Source organism: Nocardia sp. NPDC056000 (assembly GCF_042269265.1).
Taxonomy (GTDB): Bacteria; Actinomycetota; Actinomycetes; order Mycobacteriales; family Mycobacteriaceae; genus Nocardia.
In genome coordinates, this window is record NZ_JBHJXS010000021.1 from 1 (window position 1) to 25845 (window position 25845).

The following is a 25845-nucleotide window of genomic DNA, read 5'->3' on the forward strand; positions in this document are numbered from 1 at the left end:
GGTACCTAGGTACACCGGGCCGCCGGTTTTTGTGTCCGGTGCGCTTATCGCACGCGCAGGTTCGCGCCGCAGCCGGTCGAGGCGCTCGCCTCCCAGCCCATGACGGCGCGGAACGCGAGCACCGCACCCCACGGGCCGATGACCCAAATGGGCCAGGGGTAGGTGAACTCGCCCGCCGCCACCGAGACCATGGCCCAGATGGCGACGCAGAGCAGACCGACCGCGAGCCAGGCGCTGCCCTCGATGCGCTGCCAGATCGGGAAGCGTCCCAGTGAGCGCGATTGCGCCACAGGCGCTTTCGAGAGTTTCGGCAGATCGCCGAGCACCCGGGTGAGGTCTTCGCGGGTGGCGGTGGCGTAGACCTGGTTCAGGCGTTCGTGGTATTCGGCGACGTCCAGGCGGCCATCGGCCATATGGCGGCCCAGCGCTTCGGCGACCTGTGCGCGCTCGGCATCGGAGGCGCGGGTACCGGGGCTGATGTCCATGATCGTTCCTTCCTTGATATTCCTTTGTGGAACGTCTTGCATTCCAGAATATTCCTCCACAGTGGAATGTCAATCCCGTCAAGTGAGGGCAGGTGCCAGCACATTTGCCAGCGGGGGTGAGGCAGTGAGATGGTTGGGGTCGGTTCTTCGCACAAGGAGTTTTCGTGGACCTCGACTGGTCGCCCGCTGAGCTGGCGTTTCGCGATGAAGTGCGCCGCTTCCTCGATGAGAATCTGACCCCCGGACTGCGGCGCGCGGGACGGTTGGCCACCAGCGTCTATCCGGACCACGAGGCCAGCATGGAATGGCAGCACATCCTGCACGCCAAGGGCTGGGCCGCACCCGCGTGGCCGGTGAAGTACGGCGGCTGCGATTGGAGCCTGACCCAGCACTACATCTTCGGCCGCGAATGCACCCTCGCCGGTGCGCCGAACCTGTCCCCCATGGGGATTCGCATGGTCTCGCACGCCATCATGGCGTTCGGCACCGCGGAGCAGAAGGATTTCTTCCTGCCGCGCATCCTGACCGGCGAGGTGTTCTTCTGCCAGGGCTACTCCGAGCCCGAGGCCGGATCCGATCTGGCCTCGCTGTCCATGGCCGCGGTCGAGGACGGTGAAGAGCTGGTGGTGACCGGATCCAAGATCTGGACCACGCACGCCACCGAGGCCAACTGGATCTTCGCGCTGGTGCGCACCTCGAAGCAGGCCAAGAAGCAGCAGGGCATCACCTTCGTGCTGATGGAGATGGACGCCCCCGGCATCCAGATCCGCCCGCTGGTGATGACCTCCGGCGAACAGGTGCAGAATCAGGTCTTCTTCGATCAGGTGCGGGTGCCCAAGGCGAATGTCCTGGGGCGCATCGACGATGGCTGGACCGTCGCCAAATTCCTGCTCAATTTCGAGCGCGGCGGCGGCGCGGCGGCCCCGGCGCTGCAGGTGATGGCCGAGGAGCTGGCGCAGGCCGCCCGCACCCAGCCCGGCCCGAACGGCGGTGTGCTGCTGGATGATCCGGCGTTCGCGGCCAAACTGGCCGATGCCCGGATGCGCGCGGATGTGCTGGAGATCCTCGAATACCGCACGCTCGCACTGGTTTCCAGCGGGAAGGATCCGGGTCCGGCCGCGTCCACCATCAAGATTCTGGGCACCGAACTGAGTCAGGCGCTGACCGAACTGGCGCTCGAGGCCGCCGGACCGCGCGGGCGGGTCTATCAGCCGCACGCCACCATGCCGGGCGGGCCGATCGCCGATTTCACCCCGCCCGCGGACGGTTTCGTCTCCGGTGAGGAATGGCAGGCGGTCGCGCCGCTGCGCTATTTCAACGATCGCGCCGGTTCGATCTACGCCGGCAGCAATGAGATTCAGCGAAACATCATCGCCAAAGCGACCCTGGGACTGTAGCCATGGACTTCTCCTTCACCGCTGAACAAGAACTGCTCCGCGATACCGTCGTGGACTATCTCGCGGCCCGCTACGACCTCGAAAGCAGCCGTGCCGCAGCGCGAATCGGCGCGGGCTGGCAGCCGCGGGTGTGGCGCGGACTGGCCGAGGAGGTCGGCATCCTGGGTGCGGCGCTGCCCGAATCGGCCGGCGGCATCGGCGGCGGACCCGTCGAGACCATGATCATCGCCGAGGCGCTCGGCGGGGCGCTGGTGGTCGAACCCTATGTGGACACCGTGGTCGTGGGCGGCGGGCTGCTCCGGCGCGCGAGCGGTAAGCGCGCCGAGGATCTGCTGTCCGGTATCACCGAGGGCTCGGTGGTCATCGGCTTCGCCGGACTGGAACCCCAGTCCGGTTACGACTACGGCACCATCGCCGCCACCGCCGTGCGCGAGGGCGACGACTGGCTGCTGACCGGCGTGAAGACCGTGGTCACCTCGGCCCCGATCGCCACCCACCTACTGGTGACCGCGGCGATCGACGGCGAAATCGCGCTCTTCGCGGTCGATTTCGATGCCGCGAACCCGCCCGCCGGGCTCACCGTGGAGTCGTACCGCACCATCGACGAACGCCCGGCCGCGGATCTGACCTTCCAGAACCTGCGTCTCCCGGCGGATTCCCTGCTGCTGACCGATGCGGGCGGCGCGGTGGCGGCGACCATCGACGAGGCCATCGCCGCGATTTCGGCCGAGGCGGTCGGGGCCATGCGCAAGGTGGTCGCGGACACCGTCGAATACACCAAGCAGCGGCACCAGTTCGGTGTCCCCATCGCCAGCTTCCAGGCGCTGCAGCACCGCATGGTGAATATGCATCTGGAACTCGAACAGGCCGTTGCCGCAAGCTATCTGGTGACGCTGAAACTGACCGCGACCCCGGCCGAACGCGCCAAGGCGGCCTCGGCCGCCAAGGCCACCATCGGCCGAGCCGCCCGCCTCATCGGGCAGGAGGCGGTGCAGTTGCACGGGGCCATGGGTATGACCGAGGAACTGGCCATCGGCCACTTCTTCAAACGTCTCACCGCCGTGCAGTACGAATACGGCACCACCGCGCACCACACCGCCCGCTATGCGGCACTGACCCGGCCGTAACCGCCCGAACCACGGTTACGGCCTCCGGGCCCCAGGGGGTGGGGCCACGGTGACCGCCGGGTCCGCACATCCGAACCAGTGCGCGGACCCGGCGGATCACGCTGTGATCGGCCGCACAGTCGCGTCGCGTCACGAACGCGCGCCCTTTCTCGTCCAAGGTGTGTACCGAACCGATCGGCACGTCATGAAAGGACGAGCACATGTCACGAATGAACCTGGCAGCGGTCGCGCCCGAGGTCTACAAGGCGTGGATGGCGGCCGAGGTCGCGATTCGGCGCGGCCCGCTCGACGCGACGGTCCGCGAGCTGGTGAAGATCCGGGTGTCCCAGATCAATCGATGCCTCTTCTGCATCGAGATGCACACCACCGAGGCTCGCAAGGAGGGCGAGACCGAGAAGCGCATCTACCATCTGAACGCCTGGCGCGAATCCGACCAGTTCACGCCCGCCGAGCGCGCCGCGCTCGAATACGCCGAAGCCGCCACCGAACTCGGTGAGCACGGCGTCTCCGATGAGATCTGGGCCGAGGTGGAGAAGAATTTCGAGGAGGGCGCTCGCGGCGGCCTGGTGGCCATCACCGCCCAGATCAATCTCTGGAACCGCCTCGGCGTCCCGCTGCGCCTGTACGACGCGGACTGATCAGGGTCGGACCGCCCCCTCGATGATCGGGACGATGGCCACATTCCGGTGAAGATTCGTGCGGCGATTGGCAAATATGCGGCTACGGATACCAGAATGGTCGCCGCCATGTCCTTTGCCAGCACCGATCAGCCCGCGCCGTCAGCGCCGGACAGCGAGCCTCAGGCCGCACCGGTGCCGAGTCCGGGTTCCGGGGCACATGATCCGGGGGCCTACCGGCACGATCTGGATGGTTTGCGCGGGATCGCCATCGCCCTGGTGGTGGCGTTCCACATCTGGTTCGGGCGGGTGTCCGGCGGCGTGGACGTCTTCCTGGTGCTATCCGGATTCTTCTTCACCGGGATGCTGGTGCGACGCTCGGATTCGGGCGTCGTCGGGGTGCCCGCGACGATTCGCCGGACCCTGCGACGGCTGCTGCCCGCCATGGTGGTGGTGCTGGCGGCGGTGGTGATCGCGGCGGTGCTGCTGCTGCCGCACACCCGCTGGTCCGATATCGCGGCGCAGACGCTGGCCTCGCTGTTCTACTACCAGAACTGGTATCTGGCGCTGTCCTGGTCGGATTATCTGGCCGCGGACCCGTCGGTGAGTCCGCTGCAGCATCTGTGGTCCATGTCGGTGCAGGGGCAGTGCTATCTCGGCATGCTGCTGATCATCGCGACGGTGGCGTGGCTGTGCCGCCGGGGTCCGGCGCTGCGCCGGTTCACCCCCGTGCGCGGTGTGCTGGCCTCGGATCCGATGCGGGCGCTGCTGCGGTCCGGATTCGGCCGCCGGATGGTGCGGACTTCGCGGCAGAACGTGCTGCGCATCGGCTTGGCCGTGATCTTCACCGCCATCGCGGTCGCCTCGTTCTGCTATGCCGCCGAAGGGGTTTCGACCCAGCAGGGCTGGAACTACTACGACACTTTCGCACGTGCCTGGGAGCCGCTCACCGGTGCGCTGCTGGCACTGGCGGCTCCGATGGTCAAGCTGCCCAAACTCATGCGCGAAATGCTGGGCTGGGCAGGTATCGCCGCGATCATCGCGTGCGGCTGGCTGGTGAACGGCTCCTCGGTCTTCCCCGGTCCGTACGCGCTGATTCCGGTGCTGGCGACCGTCGCGCTGATTCTGGCCGGGGCCGGGCTCGCCACCGCCGGACAGCCGCTGGTGAATCGCCTGCTGGCGAGTTCGCCCATGGTCGGGCTGGGCGGTTTCGCCTACGCGCTGTACCTGTGGCACTGGCCGATCCTGATTTTCTATCTGGGCGAACGGCATTCGCGCGAGGCCGGTGCGGTCGGCGGGCTGATCATCATCCTGGTCTCGTTCGTACTCGCCTATCTCACACACCGTTTCGTGGAGGAACCGCTGCGCCTGCGGTCCACGCCGACCGTGCCCGCCGCGCCCGCCCGCGCCCGCATGCTGATCGGCGTCGCGGTCTCGACGGTGGGCGTACTGCTGCTGGGATCGACCGTCGCCTGGCAGTGGAGCATGGGTGCGAAGGCGCATGCGGTGGGTGAGCTCGATCCGGCGAAGTATCCGGGCGCGGCGGCGCTCGCCGATGGCGCGCTGGTACCGCGCGCGCCGATGCGGCCGACCATCGAGGAAGCCCCGGCCGATGTCGCCTATCCGACCCGGGACAGCTGTATCGCCGATTTCGACACCCGCTCGGTGGTCACCTGCACCTACGGTGACGCGAACGCGCATCGCACCATCGCGGTGGTCGGCAATTCCCATGCCGAGCACTGGATTCCGGCGTTGCAGATCGTGGCGGAGAAGTACCGCTTCAAGATCAGCGTCTACCTGAAGATGGGGTGCCCGCTCACCGTGGCGGAGGAACCCATGTACAAGGGTCAGCAGAATCCGGACTGCAAGGACTGGTCACACGATGTGATCGAGCGGCTCGGCGCGGAACGCCCCGACTACGTCTTCACCACCGGCACCCGGCCCGCCGACAATGGCGGCGACGAGATTCCGCAGGATTACCTCGACGTCTGGCATGAACTCGCCGATCGCGGTTTGCAGGTGCTCGCCATGCGCGATACGCCGTGGTTGCGCCGCAATGGAATTCGCTATCGCGCCATCGATTGCCTGGCCTCGGGCGGTAATCGGGTGGAATGCGGGATGAAACGCCCCGACGCGCTCTCGGCGGTGAATCCGGCGCTGGCGGCCTCGGACGATTTCCCCAATGTGCATGTGCTGGACCTGAACAACGCGGTCTGCGAACCCACCGTTTGCGCCGTGGTGGAGGGCAATATCCTCATCTACCACGATGAGCATCACCTCACCGCGAGCTATTCCCGTTCTCTGGCACCGGAACTCGAACGCCAGCTACGCCCGATTCTGGGCTGGTGGTGAGTTCGTTCTCGTTCCGGTAACCCTGGATCGGTATGGTGCAGCCCAGCAGCTCGATCCTGCGGGCGGACAACAGAATTCGAGGTCTGGTGAACGGCGGGGGCTTTCCTATCGAAATCGTGTTGGCGCTCATCGGCATTGTGGTGCCGATCGCGGCGTTCGTCTGGGAATTCGTGCTGGTCGGGCGCAAAAGGCTGGGCTACCGGGTGCAGATGGACACCCCGGTCACCGGTGAGATCGAATCCGTATTCCCGGGCGTACTACCGCAATTGCAGCCCGACGGCACCGGTACGCCACCGGATCTGAAGGATCTGTCAGTGGTGCTGATGCGCATCGAGAACAGCGGCGCGACCGATATCGACGACGGTGATTACGCGGTGCCCGAGGCCGAACTGGTCGGCGTGCACATCCATTTCCCGGATCGCCGCGTCATCGGTATGGCCGTCACCGAACTCAGCGATGACACCCTCGGCGACTGTCTGCGCCCGGGCACCGGTATCGGTAAGCGCGAGGACGCCGCGCATCACATCGGAATCATCGATCTGCCCAAGGTGCCGATGAATCGGCGCGATCACTACAAGATCCTGGCGATCCTGCAGCGCAGTGCGGGCACCGGCGGCGTCTACCCCACCCCGATCGTGCGCGCCAAGATCAAGGGCGGCCGGGTCGCCGAAACCCGCAGCAATACGGGCACTTCCCCGCGACTGCTGGCATTGATCGGCTTCCTGGTGGTGGTCGTGGCCGTCCAGTACTTCGTCGGCCTGCGCCCGCAGGACACCCCGGTGAACGCCCAATGCACCAGCGGCAAGCTGACCTTGGTGGGATCCACGGCCTTCGAACCGGTCGTGCGCGATGCCGCCGCCGCGTACCACAAGCTGTGCGACGGAGCGGATTTCAGCTTCGCCTTCGACGGCAGCGATCGCGGTCTGAGCCGCGTCGACGATGAGGGTAAGGGCAATCCGGAACTGCTGGCCGTCAGCGATGGCGCCAAGGGCCCCGGGTATCCGGATCTGCGCCCGCGCACCCTGGCGCTGTCCCTGTTCACCATGGTGGTGAATCCCGGTGTGGGCGTGAGCGATCTGAGCGTGGCGCAGATTCGCGATATCTACGCCGGACGAGTGAGCAATTGGCAGCAACTGGGCGGCCCGGATCTGCCGGTGCGCGTGGTGAATCGGGCGCTGGGCTCGGGCACCCGGGAAACCTTCCGCACCCGTCTGCTGGGTGACGAGCAGCCCCCAGCGCCGCCCGCCACCAGCTGCCGCGCCATCAGCGCGGGCAATCCGGCCGGTGCGTCCTTCTGCGAGGTGCAGGTCACCAAGGACATGCTCAAGACGGTCGCGGAATTGCGCGGGGCCATCGGTTACGCCGAGAACGCCGATGCCACAAAGGCTTCCGATGTGAAGACGGTGACCATCGGGGGCCAGTCCCCCACCCGGGAACAGGTGGCGGCGCACGCCTACCCGTTCTGGAATGTCGAATACGCCTACAGCAACGGCGAACTCCCCGCCGATTCGCTCGCCGCGGCCTTCCTGCGCTATCTCACCGATCTACAGGGCAAGGACGTACTGCGGTCGTACGGCAACACGCCCTGCACCGAACTGCCCAACCCGACCACCTGCACGCCGAATCCCTGACGCACGCGGTCCACAGTCACTTCCGTGAAAGTGACTGTGGACCTGCGTCTTCCACCGGCCGATGCCTGGCGGGTATCAGGCGCGGAACGGGTACTTGCCGTCCAGGTCGAGGTTGAGTTCGACCACGTTCACGCGCGGCTGGCCCATGAAGCCCAGGACGCGACCGCTGGTGTGCGCGTCCACCAGCGCCCGCACCTGATCCGAGGAGACATTGCGGGCCTTGGCGATTCGAGCGATCTGGATATCCGCGTACGCCGGGGAGATGTGCGGGTCCAGACCGCTGCCGCTGGCGGTGACGGCATCGGCGGGCACGACCGGCTGTGCCGGGGCGTCACCACGAATCGGGACGATGAGCCCGGCCGAGTAGTCCTCACCGTCGGTGGCGCATTCGACCTTCACACCCTTGTACTCGGCCAGGAACGGGGTCTTGGTCACCGAGCAGAACTCGTTGACGCTCACCACCTTCTCCGGATGCTCGACGGTGCCGTTGGTCTCGCGCGGGCCGATCACCGAGAGCACCGCGCCCACGCCGCCGGGGGTGCAGAACGGGCGAGCGCCGTCCACGCCTTCCAGTTCGCCGATGGTCTTGCTGCGGGTGCACACCGTGGTGAGCAGGCCGGTCTTGTCCGGCGCGCTGTCCACGATGTTCTCCGGGCCGAGATTGCTCGCGGCCGTGGCGGTCGGGTCGTATCCGCTGGACCCGGCGGCGGACGGGCGGCTCTGGAAGTACTGCACCAGCGCGCCGCCCTTGTCATCGGTGAAGGATTGCCCGATGAGGCTGGACCCCACCGTCTTTCCGCCCGATTCGATGAGTGACCCGTCGGCGTTGTCCTTCAGGCCGGGCAGCTGTGCGATCGCGAAAACCGCCAGCGGATAGATGATTCCGGTGATCGCGGTCAGCACCAGTAGCGCGCGCAGGGCCGCCACATGCTGCCGGATCCAGGTTGACATGCGCATTTCAGGACATCCCGGGGAGGAATTGGACGACGAGGTCGATCAGCTTGATCCCGATGAACGGGGCGATGATCCCACCCACGCCGTAGACGGCCAGGTTGCGACTCAACAGCTTCGAGGCTGCCGCGGGCTTGTAGGCCACACCGCGCAGCGCCAGCGGGATCAACAGCACGATGATGATCGCGTTGAAGATGACCGCGGACAGGATGGCGGACTGCGGGCTCGCCAGCCGCATCACATTGAGCATGTCCAGGCCGGGGTACAGCGCCACGAACAGCGCCGGAATGATGGCGAAGTACTTGGCGATGTCATTGGCGATGGAGAACGTGGTGAGTGCGCCGCGGGTGATCAGCAATTGCTTGCCGATCTCCACGATCTCGATGAGCTTGGTCGGATCCGAATCGAGATCGACCATATTGCCCGCCTCTTTGGCGGCCGAGGTGCCGGTGTTCATGGCCACGCCGACATCCGCCTGGGCGAGTGCGGGCGCGTCATTGGTGCCGTCACCGGTCATGGCGACCAGGCGGCCACCGGCCTGCTCCTTCTTGATCAGGGCCAGTTTGTCCTCGGGGGTGGCCTCGGCGAGGAAGTCGTCCACGCCCGCCTCATCGGCGATCGCCTTGGCGGTCAGGGGATTGTCGCCGGTGATCATGACGGTGCGGATGCCCATCTTGCGCATCTCGTCGAAGCGCTCGCGCATGCCCTGCTTCACCACATCCTTGAGATGGATGACGCCGACCAGCCGGGCCCTACCGTCCCTGACCTCCGCGACCACCAGCGGTGTGCCACCGGAGGCGGAGATGCCGTCCACGGTCTGGCCGAGCAGGTCCGGAATCGAACCACCCTGTGCGCGCACCCATTCGGTGACCGCACTGGCCGCACCCTTGCGCAGCTGATGACCATCGGACAGGTCCACACCCGACATGCGGGTCTGGGCGGTGAATTCCACCCAGGTCGCGCCGGTGAGCTCACCGGGGGTGCGCTCGCGCTTGTTGTAGGCGGTCTTGGCGTACACCACGATGGAGCGGCCCTCGGGGGTTTCGTCCGCGAGGCTGGAAAGCTGTGCGGCATCGGCCATTTCGTCGGCGGTGACACCCGGCATCGGCACGAAGTCCGACGCTTGACGATTACCGAGGGTGATGGTGCCGGTCTTGTCCAGCAGCAGCGTGTTCACATCGCCCGCGGCCTCGACCGCGCGGCCCGACATGGCCAGTACATTGCGCTGCACCAGCCGGTCCATACCGGCGATGCCGATGGCGGAGAGCAGCGCGCCGATGGTGGTCGGAATCAGGCAGACCAGCAGCGACACCATGACGATGCCGGTGATGCCATTGCCGTTGAGCGCCAAGCTGTCCGGCACGCCGGGCAGGTTCGCCTTGGAGAAGATGGCCAGCGGCTGGAGCGTCGCCACCGCGAAGACGAAGATGATGGTCAGCGCCGCGAGCAGGATGTTCAGCGCGATCTCGTTCGGCGTCTTCTGCCGCGACGCGCCCTCCACGAGCGCGATCATCTTGTCGATGAAACTGCCGCCCGGCTCCTGGGTGATCTTCACGACCACCCGGTCGGACAGCACCGTGGTGCCGCCGGTGACGGCGGAACGGTCGCCGCCGGATTCGCGGATGACGGGTGCGGATTCACCGGTGATGGCCGATTCGTCCACCGAGGCAATGCCTTCCACGACATCACCGTCACCCGGGATGACCTGGCCCGCCTCCACGACCACGAAGTCGCCGCGCTGGAGTTCGGCCGCGGCGACCTTCTCCTCGATCACCCGTGCGCCGGGTGACCAGTTGGCCAGGCGGCGGGCGACGGTGTCGGTCTTGGCTTTACGCAGGGTATCGGCCTGCGCCTTACCGCGCCCCTCGGCGACGGCCTCCGCCAGATTGGCGAAAAGCACTGTTGCCCAGAGCCATACGACAATGGCCCAGCCGAAGAAGGAAGGGTCGACGATCGCGAGGATGGTGGACCAGACCGCGCCGATCTCCACGATCAGCATGACCGGATTGCGCCATAGCGTGCGCGGGTCCAGTTTCTTGACCGCGTCCGGCAAGGACTTCAGCAGCAGCTGCGGATCGAACAGTCCGCTGGTGACCCGGCCCTTGGGCGCCGACGCCTCCGGCGTCACCGCGGGTTCGATGGTGGGAGCAGACATGTCAGTGGATTCCTTCGGCGAGCGGCCCGAGCGCCAGCGCGGGCAGGAAGGTCAGGGCGACCAGGATGATGGTCACGCCGACGACCATGCCGATGAACTGCGGCCTATGTGTCGGTAGCGTGCCGATCGATTCCGGCGTCGAACCCTGCTGAGCCAGCGAACCGGCCAGTGCGAGAACGAAAATGATCGGCAGGAAGCGGCCGAAGACCATGGCCAGGCCGAGCGCGGTGTTGAACCATTCGGTATTGCCGGACAGTCCCGCGAAGGCGGAGCCATTGTTGTTGGCGGCGGAAGTGAAGGCGTACAACACTTCCGAGAGTCCGTGCGGTCCCCCGTTCGCCATACTGGCGCGCTGGCCGGGCATGGCCATCGCGACCGCGGTGCCGATGAGCACGATGAGCGGGCTGATCAGGAAATACGAAGCGGCGAGCTTGATTTCACGCGGGGTGATCTTCTTGCCGAGGTATTCCGGGGTGCGCCCGACCATGAGGCCCGCGACGAACACCGTGATGACCGCCAGGATCAGCATGCCGTAGAGACCGGATCCGGTACCGCCGGGCGCGACCTCACCGAGCTGCATATTGAACATGGTCATCATGCCGCCGAGGCTGGTGTACGAATCGTGGAACGAGTCCACCGCGCCGGTCGAGGTGAGCGTGGTCGCCGAGGCGAAGGTCGCCGAATTCGATACGCCGAAGCGGGTTTCCACCCCTTCCAGGGATGCGCCGAGCGCGGTCGGGACCGTGCCGTGGTGCTGCAACTGGAACAGGTTGGTCAGCAGGGTGCTGGCCAGCGCGATCACCGACATGACCGCGGCGATGGCATAACCCTGCTTCTTGGAGCCGACCATGCGCCCGAAGGTGCGCGGCAGCGAGAAGCTGATCACCAGCAGCAGGAAGATCTCCAGCCAGTTGGTCCAGGCGTTCGGGTTCTCGAACGGATGCGCGGAGTTGGCGTTGTAGAAGCCGCCGCCATTGGTGCCGAGTTCCTTGATGACCTCCTGGCTCGCCACCGGTCCGCCGGTAATCGTCTGCGTCCCACCGGTAATGGTCTGCGCGACCTGATCGTGCAGGTGGAAGTTCTGGATCACCCCGCTCGCGACGAGCACGATGGCGGATACGAATGCCAGGGGCAGCAGAATGCGGATGGTTCCCCTCACCAGATCCACCCAGAAGTTGCCCAGATCGCCGGTATGCCTGCGCGCGAAGCCGCGCACCAGCGCCACCGCCACGGCCATGCCGACCGCGGCCGAGACGAAGTTCTGCACCGCGAGTCCGGCCATCTGCACCAGGTGGCCCTGGGTCGATTCACCGGAGTAGTTCTGCCAGTTCGTATTCGTGACGAAGCTGACGGCGGTGTTCCAGGCCAGCGCCGGGGTCATCTCGGTGCCCGGATCGTTCAGGTGTAACGGCAGTTTGCCCTGAATCAGCTGGAGGAAGAACAGGAACAGAATGCTCACGGCCGAGAAGGCCAGGACGCTGCGCGCGTACACGCCCCAGGTCTGTTCGACCCCGGGCTGTACGCCGATGGCGCGGTACAGGCCGCGTTCGGCCTTGGAATGCTTATCGCCGCTGTAAACCCGGTACATGTAATCGCCGAGCGGTACATGCACCAGGGCCAGCGCGATCACCAGGGCCATCGTGAAGATGAACCCCGCGGTAGTCGTGCTCACTTAGAACCTTTCCGGGTACAGCAATGCCGCGATCAGAAAAACGGCGATGCCGACGGCCAGAACCAGACCGATAACGTTCTGCGTCACAGCCGTTCCACCCCGCGCTGGATCAGGCCGAGCAGGGCGAAAATCGCCACCGTCAGCACCGTGAACACCACGACGGACATGTATCGAAACCTCTCTCTAACCGGTGCCGCGCCTCAGGTGCGGCAGAGCGAGTCAAGCGGTCGATTGGTCGCTATTCGAGGTCCTTTACGCCTTCTTAGCGTCTCGCGGCCGTGCATTGACGCTCCGCTTACGCGCTCGGCTCGGTGTGTCGGAATGCGGGCGTGGCGCAGGTCTTCCGTACCCTCGATCAGGCAGCCGACAAGGGAGGCCCCATGTTCGAACGCGCACTACAGAAGTCAGTGGAGCTGGTCCTCAAGGGCAGCACCGGGATCCAGGCCCCGCTCGCCGCCAAATACGTGGCGCGACTGCACCGCAAACATCCGGATCGCTCTCCGGCGGGCATCGAACAGGGCCTGGAATTGCGCTATCTGACGGTGGTCACCATCAGTGGCACGCTGGCCGGACTCTCGGCCGCGGTCCCCGGCGTCGGCACCCTGATCGGATTGGCGGTCAGCGGCGTCGAATCGGTGTTCTTCCTGGAGACCTCGGCGCTGTACGCCGCCTCGCTGGGCGCGGTGCACGGTATGGGCGATCTGCCCGCCAAACAGCGCCGCACCCTGGTTGCCGGGGTGGTGCTGGGTGAAACCGGCGAACAATTGCTCGGTAAGGGCGCGAGTCAATCCGCCCGCGACTGGGCCAGCACCGTCGGCGATCACCTGCCGGTGATCAAGAACATCGACAACGCCATGGCCAAACGGTTCATCGTGCAATTCGTCGTCAAACGCGGTGTGCTCATGTTCGGCAAAACGCTGCCCGCCGGCATCGGCGCGGTTATCGGCGCGATCGGCAACCGCGCTCTCGCCAAATCCGTGATCAATAACGGGCAGCGCACTTTCGGGCCCGCGCCGACCAGTTGGGATCGCGCATTCGCCACGAAATAGCTTTGGCACGATAGGTCACATCGCGAGCCGCGTTCGGTCATAACTCGCGCCCTACAGTTGGCGACGGTTCTGGGAATCGTGTGGGTAACCAGACCACTTCGAGGGGTGGAGGTCCCGCCCTCGCGCTCCCGGTGGCCAGTACCCGCGGGGCGGGCCCTCCACCGAAATCTCCCCGGCCGGATCGGCCCCCGTCAGCCGAATGGGCGACTGTCGCCGGAATCACGACACGCGGGCGTTAAGAAAGCGTCAGCATCGGCCGCCGCGGCGAAATCGACGGTCATCCTTGGGAGTCCGGCCATGGCGGCCGGGCTTTTCCGCTGACTGAGGAGAGATCGTGCCGGACATCGTCGTTCCATTGATGGTGATCTTCGGATTCCTGGCTGCCGCACTGTTGCTGCGGGTGCTCGCGAGCACCGAACCGAATCGGGTGCGGGTGCGCGCGGCCCGCCCGGACTTTCCGGCCGCACGCGTGATGATGGACGAGTGAAACGCGGCCAGCTACGGATCTACCTCGGCGCTGCCCCCGGAGTGGGCAAGACGTTCTCGATGCTGTCGGAGGCACATCGGCGGCTCGAACGCGGTCGCGATGTGGTCGCGGCCGTGGTCGAGACGCACGGGCGATCCAAGACGGCCGAGATGCTGGCGGGTATCGAGCGGATCGCCCCCAGGATGATCGAGTATCGCGGGACCACGCTGCCCGAACTGGATGTGGAGGCGGTGCTGCGGCGCGCGCCCGCGGTGGTGCTGGTGGACGAGCTCGCGCATACCAATGTGCCGGGCAGCAAACACGAAAAGCGCTGGCAGGACGTGCAGGAACTGCTGGACGCCGGGATCGATGTGGTGTCCACGGTGAATGTGCAGCATCTGGAGAGCCTCAACGATGTGGTCGAGCAGATCACCGGGGTGGTGCAGCGGGAAACCGTGCCGGACTGGGTGGTTCGCTCCGCGGATCAGGTCGAGCTGGTCGATATCACCCCGGAAGCGTTGCGGCGCAGGATGTCTCACGGCAATGTGTACGCGGCGAGCAAAGTCGATGCCGCACTGCGCAATTACTTCCGGCCCGGCAATCTGACCGCGCTGCGCGAACTGGCGCTGCTGTGGCTGGCCGATCAGGTGGACGCCGCCTTGGCGAAATACCGTGCCGACCACAAGATCACCGATACCTGGGAGGCGCGCGAACGCCTGGTGGTGGCGGTGACCGGCGGCGGCGAATCCGAGACCATCGTGCGGCGCGCCAGCCGCATCGCGGCCAAATCCAGCGCCGAACTCATTGTGGTGCACGTGGTTCGCGGTGACGGGCTGGCCGGGGTGTCCGCCCAGCGGCTCACCCGGCTCCGTGATCTGGCCACCGGACTGGGTGCGAGCCTGCACACCGTCACCGGTGACGATGTCCCCACGGCGCTACTGGATTTCGCGCGTCAGGTGAACGCGACCCAGCTGGTGCTGGGCACCTCGCGGCGCTCGCGCTGGGCGCGCATGCTCGACGAGGGCATCGGCGCGACCGTGGTGCAGGAGTCCGGCAAGATCGACGTGCACATGGTCACCCATGAGGAATCCAATCGCGGTTTCCGCTGGTCCTCGCTCGCACCGCGCGATCGCAAACTCGGATCCTGGTCCGCCGCACTGCTGGTGCCCTCGATCATCTGCCTGATCACCGCGCTGTGGCTGGACAGTTGGCTGAATATCGGCGGTGAGAGCGCGGTGTTCTTCATCGGCGTGATCGTGGTCGCGCTGTTCGGCGGCGTCGCACCCGCGACGCTGTCGGCGCTGCTGTCCGGGGTGCTGCTGAACTGGTTCTTCACCGCGCCGCGCTACAGCCTCACCATCGCCGATCCGGACAACTTCCTGACCATCGTGGTGCTGCTCATGGTCGCGGTGGCGGTCTCGGCGCTGGTGGATGTGGCGGCCAAACGAACTCGGGAGGCGCGCAAGGCATCCCGGCAGGCCGAATTGCTGACGCTGTTCGCGGGCGCGGTACTGCACGGCGCGGATCTGCCGGACCTGCTCGAACGCGCGCGCGAGACCTTCAATCAGGAGGCGGTCAGCCTCATCACCGATGACGAGATGGTGGCCTCGGTCGGCGAGGATCCGCCCACCGAGGTGATCGACGCCTACACCGCGGTCGAGGCGGGCGATGATCTGCACTGGCTGCTGTTGCGCGGGCGGGCGCTGTCCTCGGGTGATCGGCTGGTGCTCGGCGCGGTCGCGAATCAGGCGGCGGGACTGGTGAATCAGAAGCGATTGCAGCAGGAGGCGGGTGCGGCCCAGGCGGTCATGGAGGCCGATAAGCTGCGCCGCGCGCTGCTGTCCGCGGTCAGCCACGATCTGCGCACGCCACTGGCCGGGGCCAAGGCCGCGGTCTCCAGTCTGCGCAGTGACGATGTGGAGTTCTCCCCCGAGGACACCGCCGAATTGCTTGCCACGGTGGAGGAATCGGTGGATCAGCTGACCGCGCTGGTCGGCAATCTGCTCGATTCCTCGCGGCTCGCGGTGGGCGTGATCAAACCGCAGATGCGGCGCACCTATCTGGACGAGGTGGTGCATCACGCGCTCATGGGCATGGGCACCCGGGGTATGGGCCGCCGCGCCATGAACCGGGTCGAGGTGGAGGTGGGCACGGTCTGCGTGCGCGCGGATTCCGGCCTGCTGGAGCGGGTGCTGGCCAATCTCATCGATAACGCGGTGCGGTACTCCCCCGGCGACTCGCCGGTGCGGGTGACGGCGGAGCACACCGGTAAGCGGGTGGCGATTACCGTGGTCGATACCGGACCCGGTGTACCGACCGGTATGGAAGATCAGCTCTTCGAACCCTTCCAGCGGCTCGGCGATCGTGACAACTCCACCGGCGTCGGCCTCGGCCTGTCGGTGGTGCGCGGATTCGTCGACGCCATGGACGGCACGGTGCACGCCGAGGCCACCCCCGGCGGCGGACTGACAATGGTGATCGACCTACAAGCATGCGATGAACAGGAGAACCCGTGACGAACGCGGCGCCGGCGCCGACGAAAGTCCTGGTGGTCGATGACGAACCGCAGATCCTGCGGGCACTGCGCATCAACCTGTCGGTGCGCGGCTACGAGGTGACCACGGCCGCCACCGGGGCCGCGGCCCTGCGCGCGGCCGCCGAGAAACATCCGGACGTGGTCGTGCTCGACCTCGGCCTGCCCGATATGGACGGTATCGAGGTGCTGGCCGGACTGCGCGGCTGGTCCACCACCCCGGTCATCGTGCTGTCCGCCCGCACCGACTCCTCGGACAAGGTCGAGGCCCTGGACGCGGGCGCCGACGATTACGTCACCAAACCCTTCGGCATGGATGAGCTGCTGGCCCGCCTGCGCGCCGCGGTCCGCCGCTCGGCGGGCACCGCGGACAGCTCCGAACCGGTGATCGAAACCTCCTCGTTCACAGTCGATCTCGCCGCCAAGAAGGTCACCCGGCACGGCCGCGATGTGCACCTCACCCCCACCGAATGGGGCATGCTGGAAATGCTGGTGCGCAACAAGGGCAAGCTGGTGGGCCGCCGGGAAATCCTGCGCGAGGTCTGGGGTCCGTCCTACGCGACCGAAACCCATTATCTGCGTGTGTATCTCGCCCAGTTACGCCGCAAACTCGAAGACGACCCGTCCCAGCCCAAACATCTACTCACCGAAGCGGGCATGGGCTACCGCTTCCAGGTCTGACTCACTTCTCCCGGAAGATGATGTCCTCGGGTGCGACGGTCAGCCGCACCCGCGACCCGCGCACCTCGACCAGGGTGTCCAGATGCGTGCTGTGCCCGGTGTCCAGTGTGTAGAGCTCATCGCCGTGCGCGGCCAGGAACTGATCGAAATGCGACATGTCCACCGCGCTGGTATCGGCGGCCAGATACTCCGCCAGCCGACGGAAGAGCTTGGGCAGGATGACCACCCGGGATTCCAGATCATCGATCGAGGTGACGTCGAAACCGACCGTGGTCACATCCTGCGCCCAGATGCCCGACGCCTTGCCGCGCGCGGTCTCCACGGCCGCGGTCAGGACCTGGCGCAGATCGGGGAACAGGCCGGAATAGTAGGTCGGATAGGCCAGACCCTGTTCCAGCAGATGGTGATTCGCCGACCGGGTCAGCTCGTCCGGATCGACGAAATGCGCACCGCCGTCGTGTGCACCGGTATCGGGCTCACCCGGGAACGCGAAAGCGACCGCGCGACCGTACTTGTCGGCGAATTTGGTGAGAATGTAGCCGTCGATCGTCGCGGGCGTCGCGGCGGTGACGGTCTGCTCCTTGCGCGTGACATCGGTGAAGCCGAGGAAGGCCAGCAGTTCCGCGCTCGCCTTATCGGCGAGTTCGGGCGGCTGATGCCAATTGTGCGCGGCATGCGGTGGGCGGTAATGGGTTTCGAGGGCATCGATACCGTCCAGCCGGAGCTGGAAGCCGCCCTGCGCGTTCGGGCGGACCGCCAGTCCGGTACGGGCCAATGCGGCCGAATCATGCGGGTAGAAGCGAATCGAATCGCCGTCGGGCTGCGCGCCGATCACGCGAAATTGCCCGGTGATCACCTTGAAGGTCATTCCCTCCAGGCTAGGCGCGCACGGTGTCCGACGGGTGAATTCCTAGCGGGTCAGGCGTAAAGGCAGGGATTTGAGTCCGTTATTGAGATTGGAGCGGATACGGCGGGCATCGCCGGTCTGCTCGATCGTCGGGAAGCGGGCGAGCAATTCCTCGAAGAAGACTCGGCCCTCCATGCGGGCCAGGTGTACGCCGAGGCAGAAGTGCTGAGCCAGGCCGAAGGACAGGTGCGGATTGGGATTGCGGGTGATGTCGAAACGCTGCGGATCGGCGAAGACATCCTCATCGCGATTGGCCGAGGTGTACCACATGGCGACCTTGTCACCGGCCTTGATCGGCACGCCGCGAATCTCGGTATCCGCGGTGGCGGTGCGGCGGAAGTAATGCAGCGGATTCGCGAAACGCAGAATCTCTTCCACCGCACCGGGAATCAGCGCGGGGTTGTCCCGCAGCGCCGCCAACTGTTCCGGATGTCGCAGCAGCAGTTGCACTCCCGAGGACAGCATTGTTTTGGTGGTGTCGTTCCCGGCGATCACGAGCTGGGTGAAGAAACTGCCGAATTCGATGTCCGACATGGCTTTTCCGCCGAATTCACCGGCCAGGATGAGTGAGGTCAGATCCGCCTGCGGCTCCCGCTCCCGCCGTGCCATGGAGAACTGGATGGCGTAGATCGCCATTTTCGTCATCTCGGCCGTGGTATCGAAATCGCCGACCAATTCCGGATCCTGTTGACTGGTGGACTGTTCCGCCCAATGCCGGATATCGGGCCAGTCCGCTTCCGGAATCCCGAACAGCCCGCCGACCACCTGACTCGGCAGCACCCCGGCGACATCGTGCACGAATTCCACGTCACCGCCGGTGTTTTCGAGCAGCCGCCGGGTAAGTTCACGAACCCGATCCTCCATCTCGCCGATCACCCGCGCCTTGAAATGTTCGGCCAGCGGCCTGCGGTAATCGGTATGCCGGGGCGGATCCATCATGAGCAGCATGTTCCGGGTCTGCTCCAGCCGTTCGGGCGGCTGATTCTCCAGCATCACACCCTCCCGCTCCGCGGAGAACAGCAGCGGATTGCGCGCCACATGCGCGACATCCGCATGCTTGAGAATCGCCCAATACCCCGGCTCACCGGGCATGTCCTGCCAGTACACCGGCCACGTGCCGCGCAATTCGGCGAACATCTCGTGGATCGGCCCGTCCACATAGAGTTCCGGATCGTAGATATCCATGACCGTGCCCACGGCCCACCTCGGTATTCACTTGCGGGTGTATGTCTTTCGATTCGGACGCTAACCGCACACCAGCGCCCGCGGTCGCGTTCGCACCCACCATCTCATTCAGTGGACACCATGTCAGCGAAATGCGCGGACCACCACTACTTCGCAGGTGAGGTGACCACAGGAGCGGGCGAGGTGGTCGCGGCCGTGGTGGTCGGCACCGCCGTCGGAGCCACAGTGGTCACCGGCGAGGTAGTCGTCACCGTCGTCGACGGCGCCGCCGGCGAGGTGGTGATCACCCCGCAGTTGTCACCGCAGTGATCGATACCACCCGGCGGCACACCGCAATTGTCGCCACAATGATCGATACCACCGGTTGGCGCACCGCAGTTGTCATTGCACTGGTCTATAACCCCGGGCAGTGTCACGCAGGCTTCGGTACGGCAATTATCGGTACCGCCATTGTTTCCACCACCACCCGGATTGTCCTGCGCCGCACCCGGATTCACCGACGGCGCGACGGAACTCGTCGGCGCGACCGTCGTGGACACCGAGGTCTTGGTGACCGAACTCGGCGCAGGCGTCCCCGACTCCTCGGTACTGCACCCCGCCAGTGCCAGCACCCCGAGCACCAGAACCACCAAGGCACGCAGCCGATTACCCATACCCATCTCCACACCTCTCCACCGCCGAGGCGGCCCCACCCGACCCGGTCCGACGCTAGAAGCGCACGACCGCACGCGGTATCGGGCAGATGCCCTATCGGACGCGGGGCTCGACCTCGACCGATCGCCCCTCCGGTCACCCCCGGCGCGCGGGGTTCGGGGGTGACCGGGACGATGGTGGACATGTCTGTTGCCGCGATCGTCTTCGATATGGACGGGGTCCTGATCGACACCGAACCGATCTGGGAGGAGGTGCGGCGCGCTTATATCGGTGAACTGCACGGGCGTTGGCTGCCCGATACCCAGGATCGGTTCATGGGGATGAGTACGGCCGAATGGGCTGCGTACACCAGTGCGGATCTGCTGGATGGGCGGCGCACACCCGATGAGGTTGCCGAGGATGTCATCTCCCGCATGGCGGCCCGGTATGCCGATCATCTGCCGCTGATGCCGGATGCGGTGGAGACCGTGCGGCGCTTCGCCGATCGGTTCACCCTCGGCCTGGCCAGTTCCTCGCCGCGCAGGCTCATCGATGTGGTGCTGGACCATATGGGCGTCACCGACCTGTTCCACACCACCGTCTCGACCGAGGAGGTCGAACGCGGTAAGCCCGCACCGGACGGGTACCTGGCCGCGGCGGCCGGACTCGGTATCGAGCCCGCGCACTGCGTGGCCATCGAGGATTCCAGCAATGGTCTGCGCGCCGCGCACGCCGCGGGCATGACGGTCATCGCGGTCCCGCATCCGCGCTACCCGCTCAAGCCCGATGCGCTCGCGCTGGCCTCGTATGTCGCCGAGAACCTGAAGTCGCTGACCCCCGAACTGGTCGTGGACCTCACACCGGTGCGCTGAGCGGAATTCCGCTGACCACGGCACTGTTTCGAACCGAACAGCAGTGAATTCCGCACGAATGCGAGGATCTTGGTATGTCCGAACAGACCGCCGCGCCCCAGAACGCCACCGCCGCCCCGTCCGCCGAACCGGTCGAACTGTGGGCCGAGCGCACCGGGACCCGGGCCTACACCGGCCGCAATAATCGCGGCGGCGAGGTACTCATCGCGTCCGCGGGCGTGCCCGGCGCGTTCACCCCGGGCGAACTGCTCAAGATCGCGCTCGCCGGCTGCACCGGGCTCAGCGCCGATTTCACCCTCTCGCGCAAGCTCGGCGAGAGCTTCGACGCCACCGTGCGCGTCTCCGGTGACGCCGACCGCGAGAACGAGACCTACCCCGAGCTCAACGAATCCTTCGAACTGGATCTCAGCGAACTCGATCAGGCCACCCGCGAACGCCTGCTGGTCGCCGCGCAGCGCTCGATCGACAAGGTCTGCACCGTTGGCCGCACCCTCAAGGCCGGGACCACCGTCAACCTGACCTTCCGCGTCGACGAATGACCGAATCCCCCGTCCGGCTCAGTGCCTGGGCGCACGGCCAGGTGCAGGGCGTGGGCTTTCGCTGGTGGACCCGGTCCCGCGCCCTGGAACTGGGCCTGACCGGATACGCCCGCAATCACCGCGACGGCCGCGTGCACGTGGTGGCCGAAGGCTCCCGTACCGGCTGCGAAACCCTGCTGAGCCTGCTACGTTCCGGCGACACGCCTGGTCGCGTGGACCTGGTCGTTGCGGACTGGGTGGACGCCCAGGGAGGCATAATCGGATTCGAGGAGCGCTGATGCAGGCGCAGGTCGCACACCAGGAGTCGATCGTTGGCCATTGAACGTTTCGGCGGCACCCCGGAAGACCCGAACCGCCGCCCCGATTCCAGCGACCCCGCAGCCACCCCGGACCACACCCCCGGCGACGAATCCCGCATCAGCGCATCGGATTCCGGCCCGAGCACGCCCGCCGCGAGCGAGCCGCCGACCGTCGAAACCGGTGCGGCGAGCGACGCCGAACCCCCGGCCGAAGAGCCGAAGCGGGCGTGGGGCCAGGGCGGCCACACCATCAAGAAGCGTTCGGACACCCCCGCGCCGGACCCGAACACCTCGGACGCGACCGATCGGTCCGCCGCCGAATCCACGCCCGAGGCAGCCACTTCGGACCACCCCGGCGGCGCGTCGATCGTCGGCGCGATGCCGGGCGCGGGCGACCTCCCCACACCACCGACCTTCGAAATGCCGGTGCCGCCGCTGGAACCCGGTACGGGACAGGCTCCCCCGCCATTCCCGGCTCCGGCTCCCTTCACCGCTCCCGAACCCCGGCGCGGCAGTATGCAGCGCCAGGAGGCGGGCGTCACCGCACCCCGGCCGCCCACCGTCGCGGAGGCGCGTGCCCGGGAGAAGGCGCGCAAGCGCGCCGAGGAGGCCGAACAGGCCGCGGCCGAGGCCGCCGAGACCAAGCGCAAGAAAAAGAAGAAGGTGCTCATCGGCGGCGCGGCCGTGGTCGGCGTGGCGGCGCTGGTGGGCGGCGGGTACCTGGCGTATGACGCGCTGACCACGCCCGAGGTGACCGCCTACTGCACGGTGGTGGCCAAGAAGGGTCAGGTGGTCGCGGTCGGCAACGGCCAGACCGTCACCGCCACCAGTGACAATCAGGAAATCGTCATTCCGGACAACTACTGCGATGATGCCAAGCGCACGGGCAGTACCGGACTGGGCGGAATCTTCATTCTCAATGGCAGTCAGTACCGCTACTACTACGGTGGCAGCGGCAATACCATCGGCCACGCACCGACCGGCGGCAGCACCGTGCTGCCCAAGGGCGCGGACGTGAAAACCAAGAGCGGCAGCACGATTCAGCGCGGCGGGCTCGGTTCCAAAATCAGCGGTGGAGGTTCTTGATGCGGCGAGTGCGGAGCACTCCGCGCCCGGGTTGGCAGCAGATCATCGAGAGTCAGGGGCTGGTCTACGGCTCGCCCGGACGCGATACCAATGGCCAGCCGCGCCCGTACTGGGACGAATCGGTGCACTACGAATTCGATATGGATGAGATCCTGTCGCTCGAGGCGCAGGTCGAGGTGCTGCACACCATGTGCCTGCACGCCGTCGAACAGATCATCCTGACCGAGCGTTTCGCCGATTTCGGTCTGCCGCAGTGGAGTTGGGAACCCATCGCCAATTCCTGGAAGCGTTCGGACCCGCATATCTACGGCCGCTTCGACCTGCGCTACGACGGTCGCGGACCGGCGAAACTGCTGGAGTACAACGCCGATACGCCGACCTCCCTGCTGGAGGCGGCAATCGTGCAGTGGCACTGGCTCACCGACACCCACCCGGACGACGATCAGTGGAACTCGTTGCACGAGAAGCTGGTCGAGCGCTGGGGCGAGGTCCGCGATCTGCTCCCCAGTGCGGAACTGCACTTCACCTGGTCCGGCGCGGACGCCTCCGGTGAGGACAATGTCACCACCGCCTATATGCAGGAAACCGCCGCCGAGGCGGGCTTCGACACCATCGCGCTGCCCATCGAGGAAATCGGATTCGATACCGAGCTGGAGCGTTTCGTCGATCTCGCCGAGGCCCCGGTCGACTCCATCTTCAAGCTCTACCCCTGGGAATGGGTGCTGGACGACGACTTCGGCAAGCGCGTCACCCAATCCCTGCCGGGCACCATGTGGATCGAACCACTGTGGAAGACAATGCTTTCCAACAAGGCGCTACTGGCGGTGCTGTGGGAGATGTACCCCGGGCATCCGAACCTGTTGCCCGCCTACCTCGATGACCCGCACGAGCTCACCGAATACATTCGCAAACCCAAGCTCGGCCGCGAGGGCGCGAATATGACCATCGTGGGCGCGGGCATGGAAACCGCCACCGGCGGGGTCTACGGCGAAGAGGGCTTCGTCTACCAATTGCTGGACCCGCTACCGGAATTCGACGGTATGCGCCCGGTGCTGGGCGCGTGGATCGTCGGCGACACCTCCGCGGGCCTGGGCATCCGCGAAACCGTCGGCCTGATCACCGATGACACCTCTACGTTTGTGCCCCACCGCATTCCGCAGCCCTGACCCCCAACCTTCCACCCCTACTGGAGGACCCACCAGATGATCACCACGCTCGCGCTCGAATCGGGATATTGGAGCTCACTCGGTCGTGGCGTAGGCGCGATCCTCCTGTACGCGCTGATCGGCCTGGCGCTCATGCTCATCGGCTTCTACGCCGTCGATCTGACCACCCCGGGCAATCTGCGCCATATGGTCGCCCAGGGCCTGCCCAATGCCGTGATCGTCAGTGCCGCGGGCATGCTCAGCATGGCCTTCATCGTGGTGCTGGCCATCTACGCGCAGGCGGGCAAGCTGTCCGAGGGCTTGATCGCGGCGCTCATCTACGGTCTGGTCGGCATTGTCGCCCAGGTGATTTCGGTGCGCGTGATCGAAGCGGTGCTCGGCATCAATATCGGCGAGGTACTGAAGAGCCCCACGTTCTCCACCGAGGCTCTCGTCGTCGCCGCCGCGCATTTCGCGCTCGGCCTGGTCGTCGCGGTCGCGATCCTCTAGCGGACCCGGCTGTACTTGAGGAAGGCCACGCCGTCCTCGAACACCCGGCTGGTGAGCACCCGGTAGCGGGTGGCCTCGGGCAGCCGGGATCCGGCCGTGCCGAACAGCGGGCGACCGTGCCCGAGCACGATCGGATACAGCTTCAGGAAGATCTGATCGATCTCCGGCAGCAGCGTCTGCGCCAGCTCACCGCCGCCGCACAACCAGATGCCCAGCCCCTTCTCACGCTTGAGGTCGCGCACCCGCGCCAGCGGATCACCGGTGATCAATTCCACATCCGGATCGGGCGACTCGGGCAGGGTCTGCGAGACCACGAACTGCCGCAGATGCGAATACGGGCTGGACGTGCCCGTGCGCACCCCGAAATCGTGCGTCTTACGGCCCATGATGACGGTGTCGAAGGTGCTGAAGGGTTTGCGGTCCACACCGAGCGCCTCGCGGACCTTGGTCGGTAGCGTCTCCGGGTACTGCGCGATGATCGCGGGACCGTGATCACCCCCGACCGGGAAGAAGTCCACCGAACCGTCGTCGGAAGCGATGAATCCGTCGATGGTGGCTGCCACGTAATAGGTCAGTTTGCGCATTGGTCCCTCCAGCCGGCACCACACATGCCGCTGTCAAAAAGGTAGCGCTTCAATGCCTTCGATAGGGAGGCTAGTCCGAACAGCGGGCATGAACTGTCAGTGACGTGGCGATCAGCCGCGGGGCCGGGGCTGGCAGCGCGGGCAGGAGAACGAGGACCGGTTCATGAACTTCTCCCGGATCATCGGCGCACCGCAGCGGCGGCAGGCTTCGCTCTCGCGGCCGTAGGCGTTGAGTGAGCGCTCGAAGTACCCGGATTGCCCGTTCACGTTGACGTAGAGCGCGTCGAACGATGTCCCACCGGCTTGAAGTGCCTCGCTCATCACCGTGCGCACCTCGCCCAGCAGGCCGCGCGCGGCGGGCCGGGTCAGCTTCGACGCCACCCGTTCCCCGTGCAGCTTCGCCCGCCACAGCGCCTCGTCGGCGTAGATATTGCCGACCCCGGACACCACGGTCTGATCGAGCAGCACCCGCTTGATCTCGGAGTTCTTGGCGCGAATGGCCGAGACGATCTTTTCGTCATCGACGAGCGGATCCAGCGGATCGCGCGCGATATGCGCGACCGGCTCGGGCACCAGCGTCCCGTCCACCTCGACCAGCTCCGCGAGCTGCCAGCCGCCGAAGGTGCGCTGATCCACGAACCGCAGCTGATCGCCGGTATCGAGATTCGCGATGATGTGCGCGTGCTTCTCCAGGGCGGCGTCGGCAGGCTGCACCAGCATCTGCCCGCTCATGCCCAGATGCACGACGAGGGAGAGATCGGGCTCATCGAAGGTGAGCCAGAGGAATTTGCCGCGCCGCTGCGCGGATTCGACCCGCAGGCCGGTGAGCCGGGCGATGAGATCATCGCCGCCCTCGAGATGCCGTCGCACCGATCGCGGATGTTTGACGGTCACCGAATCGACGACGCGGCCCACCACATGATCGGCGAGCCCGCGCCGTACGACTTCGACTTCGGGAAGTTCGGGCAT

General features: G+C 66.2%; 25 protein-coding genes. 16 read left to right on the forward strand and 9 right to left on the reverse strand.

Annotated features, from left to right (window positions below):
* Positions 1-44 precede the first annotated feature (44 nt).
* Positions 45-485, reverse strand: a complete 441-nt coding sequence (locus ACFC4D_RS43265; RefSeq protein ID WP_376072322.1) for a DUF1707 domain-containing protein — start codon at positions 483-485, stop codon at positions 45-47.
* A 164-nt stretch (positions 486-649) separates the two neighbouring features.
* Here ACFC4D_RS43265 and ACFC4D_RS43270 point away from each other — a divergent pair, with 164 nt between their 5' ends.
* The 5 genes from ACFC4D_RS43270 to ACFC4D_RS43290 all read left to right on the forward strand — a co-directional run bounded on the left by ACFC4D_RS43270 (position 650) and on the right by ACFC4D_RS43290 (position 7609).
* Positions 650-1882 carry an acyl-CoA dehydrogenase family protein gene (locus ACFC4D_RS43270; RefSeq protein WP_376072325.1) on the forward strand — a complete coding sequence of 411 codons (1233 nt, stop codon included), beginning with the start codon at positions 650-652 and terminating at the stop codon, positions 1880-1882.
* Between the two features lie 2 nt (positions 1883-1884).
* Positions 1885-3009, forward strand: coding sequence for an acyl-CoA dehydrogenase family protein (locus ACFC4D_RS43275; RefSeq protein ID WP_376072327.1), 1125 nt, complete (start codon positions 1885-1887; stop codon positions 3007-3009).
* Between the two features lie 200 nt (positions 3010-3209).
* Positions 3210-3647, forward strand: a complete 438-nt coding sequence (locus ACFC4D_RS43280) for a carboxymuconolactone decarboxylase family protein (protein ID WP_376072330.1) — start codon at positions 3210-3212, stop codon at positions 3645-3647.
* Between the two features lie 108 nt (positions 3648-3755).
* Complete coding sequence (locus ACFC4D_RS43285; protein WP_376072333.1) at positions 3756-5978, forward strand: acyltransferase family protein; 2223 nt, start codon at positions 3756-3758, stop codon at positions 5976-5978.
* 32 nt (positions 5979-6010) lie between these two features.
* Positions 6011-7609 (forward strand): PstS family phosphate ABC transporter substrate-binding protein, encoded by a 1599-nt coding sequence (locus tag ACFC4D_RS43290; protein ID WP_376072335.1) that lies wholly within the window; start codon positions 6011-6013, stop codon positions 7607-7609.
* A gap of 75 nt (positions 7610-7684) precedes the next feature.
* Here ACFC4D_RS43290 and ACFC4D_RS43295 read toward each other — a convergent pair whose 3' ends face one another.
* Genes ACFC4D_RS43295 through kdpF form a run of 4 tightly spaced genes read right to left on the reverse strand, consistent with a single transcriptional unit; the run spans position 7685 to position 12474 of the window.
* Positions 7685-8566, reverse strand: a complete 882-nt coding sequence (locus ACFC4D_RS43295; protein ID WP_376072338.1) for a potassium-transporting ATPase subunit C — start codon at positions 8564-8566, stop codon at positions 7685-7687.
* Between the two features lies 1 nt (position 8567).
* On the reverse strand, positions 8568-10715 hold the full coding sequence (kdpB, locus tag ACFC4D_RS43300) for a potassium-transporting ATPase subunit KdpB (RefSeq protein WP_376072341.1): 2148 nt from the start codon (positions 10713-10715) through the stop codon (positions 8568-8570).
* 1 nt (position 10716) lies between these two features.
* Positions 10717-12387 carry a potassium-transporting ATPase subunit KdpA gene (kdpA, locus tag ACFC4D_RS43305; RefSeq protein ID WP_376072344.1) on the reverse strand — a complete coding sequence of 557 codons (1671 nt, stop codon included), beginning with the start codon at positions 12385-12387 and terminating at the stop codon, positions 10717-10719.
* On the reverse strand, positions 12388-12474 hold the full coding sequence (gene kdpF / locus ACFC4D_RS43310) for a K(+)-transporting ATPase subunit F (RefSeq protein ID WP_364632752.1): 87 nt from the start codon (positions 12472-12474) through the stop codon (positions 12388-12390).
* A 293-nt stretch (positions 12475-12767) separates the two neighbouring features.
* On the opposite strand from kdpF, the gene ACFC4D_RS43315 reads away from it, so the two are divergent.
* The 4 genes from ACFC4D_RS43315 (at position 12768) to ACFC4D_RS43330 (ending at position 17116) form a co-directional block, all read left to right on the forward strand.
* Complete coding sequence (locus tag ACFC4D_RS43315; protein ID WP_375954748.1) at positions 12768-13436, forward strand: hypothetical protein; 669 nt, start codon at positions 12768-12770, stop codon at positions 13434-13436.
* A 334-nt stretch (positions 13437-13770) separates the two neighbouring features.
* Entirely contained in the window at positions 13771-13923 is a 153-nt protein-coding gene (locus ACFC4D_RS43320; RefSeq protein WP_375954750.1) for a hypothetical protein, read from the forward strand.
* Positions 13920-16418 carry a DUF4118 domain-containing protein gene (locus ACFC4D_RS43325; RefSeq protein ID WP_375954752.1) on the forward strand — a complete coding sequence of 833 codons (2499 nt, stop codon included), beginning with the start codon at positions 13920-13922 and terminating at the stop codon, positions 16416-16418. Before ACFC4D_RS43320 ends, ACFC4D_RS43325 begins: the two co-directional genes overlap by 4 nt.
* Positions 16415-17116 (forward strand): response regulator, encoded by a 702-nt coding sequence (locus ACFC4D_RS43330; RefSeq protein WP_375954753.1) that lies wholly within the window; start codon positions 16415-16417, stop codon positions 17114-17116. Before ACFC4D_RS43325 ends, ACFC4D_RS43330 begins: the two co-directional genes overlap by 4 nt.
* Before the next feature lies 1 nt (position 17117).
* Here ACFC4D_RS43330 and ACFC4D_RS43335 read toward each other — a convergent pair whose 3' ends face one another.
* Positions 17118-17984, reverse strand: a complete 867-nt coding sequence (locus ACFC4D_RS43335) for a thermonuclease family protein (protein WP_376072347.1) — start codon at positions 17982-17984, stop codon at positions 17118-17120.
* A 42-nt stretch (positions 17985-18026) separates the two neighbouring features.
* Positions 18027-19220: a cytochrome P450 gene (locus ACFC4D_RS43340; protein ID WP_376072349.1), complete on the reverse strand. Its 1194-nt coding sequence runs from the start codon at positions 19218-19220 to the stop codon at positions 18027-18029.
* 108 nt (positions 19221-19328) lie between these two features.
* Here ACFC4D_RS43340 and ACFC4D_RS43345 point away from each other — a divergent pair, with 108 nt between their 5' ends.
* The 7 genes from ACFC4D_RS43345 to ACFC4D_RS43375 all read left to right on the forward strand — a co-directional run bounded on the left by ACFC4D_RS43345 (position 19329) and on the right by ACFC4D_RS43375 (position 24292).
* Complete coding sequence (locus tag ACFC4D_RS43345; protein WP_376072352.1) at positions 19329-19517, forward strand: hypothetical protein; 189 nt, start codon at positions 19329-19331, stop codon at positions 19515-19517.
* Between the two features lie 527 nt (positions 19518-20044).
* A complete protein-coding gene (locus ACFC4D_RS43350; protein ID WP_375954763.1) occupies positions 20045-20713 on the forward strand; it encodes an HAD family hydrolase in 669 nt (222 codons plus the stop codon).
* A 74-nt stretch (positions 20714-20787) separates the two neighbouring features.
* Positions 20788-21252: an OsmC family protein gene (locus ACFC4D_RS43355; protein WP_364630471.1), complete on the forward strand. Its 465-nt coding sequence runs from the start codon at positions 20788-20790 to the stop codon at positions 21250-21252.
* Entirely contained in the window at positions 21249-21530 is a 282-nt protein-coding gene (locus ACFC4D_RS43360; protein ID WP_375954765.1) for an acylphosphatase, read from the forward strand. The genes ACFC4D_RS43355 and ACFC4D_RS43360 overlap by 4 nt, the downstream gene beginning before the upstream one ends.
* A 33-nt stretch (positions 21531-21563) precedes the next feature.
* Positions 21564-22637 carry a hypothetical protein gene (locus ACFC4D_RS43365; protein WP_376072354.1) on the forward strand — a complete coding sequence of 358 codons (1074 nt, stop codon included), beginning with the start codon at positions 21564-21566 and terminating at the stop codon, positions 22635-22637.
* Positions 22637-23803, forward strand: a complete 1167-nt coding sequence (locus ACFC4D_RS43370) for a glutathionylspermidine synthase family protein (protein WP_376072356.1) — start codon at positions 22637-22639, stop codon at positions 23801-23803. The genes ACFC4D_RS43365 and ACFC4D_RS43370 overlap by 1 nt, the downstream gene beginning before the upstream one ends.
* A 39-nt stretch (positions 23804-23842) precedes the next feature.
* A complete protein-coding gene (locus ACFC4D_RS43375; protein ID WP_375956039.1) occupies positions 23843-24292 on the forward strand; it encodes a DUF350 domain-containing protein in 450 nt (149 codons plus the stop codon).
* Here ACFC4D_RS43375 and ACFC4D_RS43380 read toward each other — a convergent pair.
* Together ACFC4D_RS43380 and mutM are read right to left on the reverse strand one after the other, a co-directional pair.
* Positions 24289-24876 carry a dihydrofolate reductase family protein gene (locus ACFC4D_RS43380; protein ID WP_376072359.1) on the reverse strand — a complete coding sequence of 196 codons (588 nt, stop codon included), beginning with the start codon at positions 24874-24876 and terminating at the stop codon, positions 24289-24291. The genes ACFC4D_RS43375 and ACFC4D_RS43380 overlap by 4 nt on opposite strands.
* A gap of 111 nt (positions 24877-24987) precedes the next feature.
* On the reverse strand, positions 24988-25845 hold the full coding sequence (gene mutM, locus ACFC4D_RS43385) for a bifunctional DNA-formamidopyrimidine glycosylase/DNA-(apurinic or apyrimidinic site) lyase (protein ID WP_375954771.1): 858 nt from the start codon (positions 25843-25845) through the stop codon (positions 24988-24990).

Coding starts and splice junctions, on each gene's coding strand:
- ACFC4D_RS43265 (WP_376072322.1), bottom strand. CDS start 485: ATGGACATCAGCCCCGGTACCCGCGCCTCCGATGCCGAGCGCGCACAG.
- ACFC4D_RS43275 (WP_376072327.1), top strand. CDS start 1,885: ATGGACTTCTCCTTCACCGCTGAACAAGAACTGCTCCGCGATACCGTC.
- ACFC4D_RS43280 (WP_376072330.1), top strand. CDS start 3,210: ATGTCACGAATGAACCTGGCAGCGGTCGCGCCCGAGGTCTACAAGGCG.
- ACFC4D_RS43285 (WP_376072333.1), top strand. CDS start 3,756: ATGTCCTTTGCCAGCACCGATCAGCCCGCGCCGTCAGCGCCGGACAGC.
- ACFC4D_RS43290 (WP_376072335.1), top strand. CDS start 6,011: ATGGTGCAGCCCAGCAGCTCGATCCTGCGGGCGGACAACAGAATTCGA.
- ACFC4D_RS43295 (WP_376072338.1), bottom strand. CDS start 8,566: ATGCGCATGTCAACCTGGATCCGGCAGCATGTGGCGGCCCTGCGCGCG.
- kdpB (WP_376072341.1), bottom strand. CDS start 10,715: ATGTCTGCTCCCACCATCGAACCCGCGGTGACGCCGGAGGCGTCGGCG.
- ACFC4D_RS43315 (WP_375954748.1), top strand. CDS start 12,768: ATGTTCGAACGCGCACTACAGAAGTCAGTGGAGCTGGTCCTCAAGGGC.
- ACFC4D_RS43335 (WP_376072347.1), bottom strand. CDS start 17,984: ATGACCTTCAAGGTGATCACCGGGCAATTTCGCGTGATCGGCGCGCAG.
- ACFC4D_RS43345 (WP_376072352.1), top strand. CDS start 19,329: ATGTCAGCGAAATGCGCGGACCACCACTACTTCGCAGGTGAGGTGACC.
- ACFC4D_RS43350 (WP_375954763.1), top strand. CDS start 20,045: ATGTCTGTTGCCGCGATCGTCTTCGATATGGACGGGGTCCTGATCGAC.
- ACFC4D_RS43355 (WP_364630471.1), top strand. CDS start 20,788: ATGTCCGAACAGACCGCCGCGCCCCAGAACGCCACCGCCGCCCCGTCC.
- ACFC4D_RS43360 (WP_375954765.1), top strand. CDS start 21,249: ATGACCGAATCCCCCGTCCGGCTCAGTGCCTGGGCGCACGGCCAGGTG.
- ACFC4D_RS43370 (WP_376072356.1), top strand. CDS start 22,637: ATGCGGCGAGTGCGGAGCACTCCGCGCCCGGGTTGGCAGCAGATCATC.
- ACFC4D_RS43380 (WP_376072359.1), bottom strand. CDS start 24,876: ATGCGCAAACTGACCTATTACGTGGCAGCCACCATCGACGGATTCATC.
- mutM (WP_375954771.1), bottom strand. CDS start 25,845: ATGCCCGAACTTCCCGAAGTCGAAGTCGTACGGCGCGGGCTCGCCGAT.